The organism is Streptomyces sp. NPDC059900, assembly GCF_050270335.1.
Classification (GTDB): Bacteria; Actinomycetota; Actinomycetes; order Streptomycetales; family Streptomycetaceae; genus Streptomyces.
In genome coordinates this window covers 1-3,405 of record NZ_JBNNJZ010000746.1, presented here as the reverse complement: position 1 = coordinate 3,405, position 3,405 = coordinate 1, and the positions used below count along the sequence as shown (strand labels likewise).

General features: G+C 69.9%; 4 protein-coding genes and 1 pseudogene. All 5 read right to left on the bottom strand.

From position 1 onward, the window contains the following. A pseudogene (locus tag ACQKIP_RS43195) lies at nucleotides 1-492 on the bottom strand (Asp-tRNA(Asn)/Glu-tRNA(Gln) amidotransferase subunit GatB); the annotation flags it as partial. A 16-nt stretch (nucleotides 493-508) separates the two neighbouring features. Continuing rightward, nucleotides 509-742 carry a hypothetical protein gene (locus ACQKIP_RS43190; protein WP_365865837.1) on the bottom strand — a complete coding sequence of 78 codons (234 nt, stop codon included), beginning with the start codon at nucleotides 740-742 and terminating at the stop codon, nucleotides 509-511. Nucleotides 743-747: 5 nt separating this feature from the next. Further along, the gene (gene gatA, locus ACQKIP_RS43185) at nucleotides 748-2,253 is read right to left on the bottom strand and encodes an Asp-tRNA(Asn)/Glu-tRNA(Gln) amidotransferase subunit GatA (protein ID WP_365865733.1); all 1,506 of its coding nucleotides are present in this window, start codon (nucleotides 2,251-2,253) and stop codon (nucleotides 748-750) included. A gap of 5 nt (nucleotides 2,254-2,258) precedes the next feature. Further along, entirely contained in the window at nucleotides 2,259-2,555 is a 297-nt protein-coding gene (gatC, locus tag ACQKIP_RS43180) for an Asp-tRNA(Asn)/Glu-tRNA(Gln) amidotransferase subunit GatC (RefSeq protein ID WP_016642027.1), read from the bottom strand. A 164-nt stretch (nucleotides 2,556-2,719) separates the two neighbouring features. Next, nucleotides 2,720-3,405 (bottom strand): EAL domain-containing protein (locus tag ACQKIP_RS43175; RefSeq protein WP_427745517.1); only part of this gene is annotated, 686 nt, incomplete at its 5' end.

Below are 3,405 nucleotides of genomic sequence, written 5' to 3'. Positions count from 1 at the left end.
GTCCAGGAGCGAGTGCGAGGCGCCGTGGATACGGCCCGTCGCGCCGCCCACGTGCGTGGACTTGCCGGTGTCCTCCTCCATGTGGGCGCGCTCGATCTCCACGCGGAAGACCTCGCCGTCCTCCAGCTGGACGTCCAGATAGCCGTTGAAGGCGATCGGCTCGTCGTACTGGGAGGTCTGGAAGTTCTTCGGCATGTCCGGATAGAAGTAGTTCTTCCGGGCGAAGCGGCACCACTCGGCGATCTCGCAGTTCAGCGCGAGACCGATCTTGATGGCGGACTCGACGCCGATCTCGTTGACCACCGGCAGCGCGCCGGGCAGTCCGAGACAGGTCGGGCAGGTCTGGCTGTTGGCGTCCTGCTTCAGCTCGGTGGAGCAGCCGCAGAACATCTTGGTCTTGGTGCCCAGCTCGACATGGACCTCAAGGCCCATGACGGGGTCGTACGTCGCGAGGGCTTCCTCGTACGACACCAGGTCAGTCGTGACAGTCACGGTGAAACTTTCCCTCTCAACCCAGCAGGACGTCGTCGTCGCCGAGCTTCTTCAGCTCACGCAGGAGCAGAGCGAGGCCGGTGGCGATGGCGGCGGCGGAGACAACGGCGTCGACGAGCCGGAGCGTGTCGTTCTCCTTGCGGGCCATCCGGGCCTGCTTGACGACGGAGACCGCGCCGAAGGCGGTCGTGGCGATCGACAGGTACGCGCCGGGCTTGGACTTCTTGAAGCCCTTGGCCTTGGCAGTCATGGGACTCACAGTGACGGTGCCTCCTCAAGCAGCGGGTGACCCCACCTTTCCACGAAGGCGGCCTCTACGGCAGCGCCGACCTTGTACAGGCGGTCGTCCTTCATGGCCGGGGCGATGATCTGCAGTCCGACGGGCAGGCCGTCCTCCGGCGCGAGGCCGCAGGGCAGCGACATGGCGGCGTTGCCCGCCATGTTCGACGGGATGGTGCACACGTCCGCGAGGTACATCGCCATCGGGTCGTCGGCGCGCTCGCCGATCGGGAAGGCGGTGGTGGGCGTCGCGGGCGAGACGATCACGTCGACCTGCTCGAAGGCCTTCTCGAAGTCCTTCGTGATCAGGGTGCGGACCTTCTGGGCGCTTCCGTAGTACGCGTCGTAGTAGCCGGAGCTCAGGGCGTACGTGCCCAGGATGACGCGGCGCTTGACCTCGTCGCCGAAGCCGGCCTCGCGGGTCAGCGCGGTGACGTCCTCGGCGGACTTCGTGCCGTCGTCGCCGACGCGCAGGCCGTAGCGCATGGCGTCGAAGCGGGCGAGGTTCGAGGAGCACTCGGAGGGCGCGATCAGGTAGTACGCGGAGAGCGCGAGGTCGAAGGACGGGCAGTCCAGCTCGACGACCTCGGCACCGAGCTCCTTGAGCAGCGCCACGGACTCCTGGAAGCGCTGGACGACGCCCGCTTGGTAGCCCTCGCCGGCGAACTGCTTGACGACGCCGACCCGCATGCCCTGTACGGAGCCGTTGCGGGCGGCCTCGACGACCGGCGGGACCGGGGCGTCGATGGACGTGGAGTCGAGCTGGTCGTGCCCGGCGATGACCTCGTGCAGGAGGGCCGCGTCCAGGACCGTACGGGCGCAGGGCCCGCCCTGGTCCAGGGAGCTGGAGAACGCCACCATGCCGTAGCGCGATACGCCGCCGTAGGTCGGCTTGACGCCGACCGTGCCGGTGACGGCCGCGGGCTGGCGGATGGAACCGCCGGTGTCCGTGCCGATGGCGAGGGGGGCCTCGTACGAGGCGAGGGCGGCGCTGGAGCCGCCGCCGGAGCCGCCGGGGATGCGGGTGAGGTCCCACGGGTTGCCGGTGGGGCCGTACGCGCTGTTCTCGGTGGAGGACCCCATGGCGAACTCGTCCATGTTGGTCTTGCCGAGGATGACGACGTCGGCTTCCTTCAGCTTGCGCGTGACGGTCGCGTCGTACGGCGGGATCCAGCCCTCGAGGATCTTGGAGCCGACCGTGGTCGGGATGCCCTCGGTGGTGAAGATGTCCTTGAGCGCGAGCGGGACGCCGGCCAGCGGGCCGAGCTTCTCGCCGTTCTCGCGCTTGGCGTCGACGGCGCGGGCCTGCGCGAGGGCGCCCTCGCGGTCGACGTGCAGGAAGGCGTGCACCTTCTCGTCGACGGCCTCGATGCGGGCCAGGTGGGCCTCGGTGACCTCGACGGCCGTCAGCTCGCCGGAGGCGACCTTCGCGGCGATCTCGGCCGCGGTGAGCCTGATGATGTCGATCTTGCTGTCCGCCATGGTGGTTAGTCCTCCCCCAGGATCTGCGGCACCTTGAAACGCTGCTGCTCTTGGGCCGGGGCTCCGGAGAGCGCCTGCTCGGGGGTGAGCGACGGACGGACCTCGTCCGCGCGCATGACGTTCGTCAGCGGCAGCGGGTGGGAGGTCGGCGGTACGTCTTGGTCGGCGACCTCGGAGACGCGGGCGACCGCGCCGATGATGTCGTCGAGCTGTCCGGCGAAGTGGTCGAGCTCCTCGTCCTTCAGCTCAAGACGTGCTAGGCGGGCGAGGTGGGCGACCTCCTCGCGCGTAATGCCAGGCATGCGGCGATCCTCTGGGGGTGAGTGTGTGGTTTGTGTCCCCAATCCTATGGGGCCACACCCCGTGCCCGTGAAACGGATTCCCCGGCGGCAGCCCCGCCCGGTTGCACACGCCCCGGCGCCGCGGCGTTCGAGGGGAGGTTCACGCCCCCGCCGCGGGCCCGCGGCTACTTCAGTGCGTCGGCCTCTGCGGCCGCGCGCGCCGCCTCTGCTTCCTCCGCGGCGACGTCCACCGGCCTGCGCCATCCTCGGGAGCCGCGGGCCCGCAGCCAGGCGGTCGTCTCGTCGGCGGGCATGGCCGCGGCGACGAGCCAGCCCTGGACCGCGTCGCAGCCCAGGTCACGCAGCCGCTCCCACGTCTCGTCGTCCTCGACGCCCTCGGCGACGACGAGCAGCCCCAGGGAGTGCGCGAGGTCGACCGTGCAGCGGACGATCTCGGCGTCTTCGTTGTCCACCGCGAGCCGCGCCACGAAGGAGCGGTCGATCTTCAGCTCGCTGACCGGCAGCCGCCGCAGGTGCACCAGCGAGGAGTACCCCGTGCCGAAGTCGTCGAGGGACATCTTGACGCCGTGTCCCGTCAGGCCCGCCAGGGTGTCGGCGGCCCGCTGCGGGTCCTCCAGGAGCACGTGTTCCGTTATTTCCAGTTGGAGCGCTCCCGGGGGGACCCCGTGCCGTGCCAGACGCGCCGCGACCGCACCGGCGAAGCCGGGGGTGTGCACGTCGCGCGGCGATACGTTCACCGCGACGGGGACCTTGAGGCCCTGCTCCTGCCACTTGGCGACCTGGCCGAGCGCCGTCTCCAGGACGTACTCCGTCAGGTGAGGCATGAGGCCGGAGGAGTCCGCTATGGCGA

Bases quoted from the DNA above. Each gene is read 5' to 3' on its own strand.
- ACQKIP_RS43190 (WP_365865837.1), bottom strand. From the start codon at position 742: ATGACTGCCAAGGCCAAGGGCTTCAAGAAGTCCAAGCCCGGCGCGTAC.
- gatA (WP_365865733.1), bottom strand. From the start codon at position 2,253: ATGGCGGACAGCAAGATCGACATCATCAGGCTCACCGCGGCCGAGATC.
- gatC (WP_016642027.1), bottom strand. From the start codon at position 2,555: ATGCCTGGCATTACGCGCGAGGAGGTCGCCCACCTCGCCCGCCTAGCA.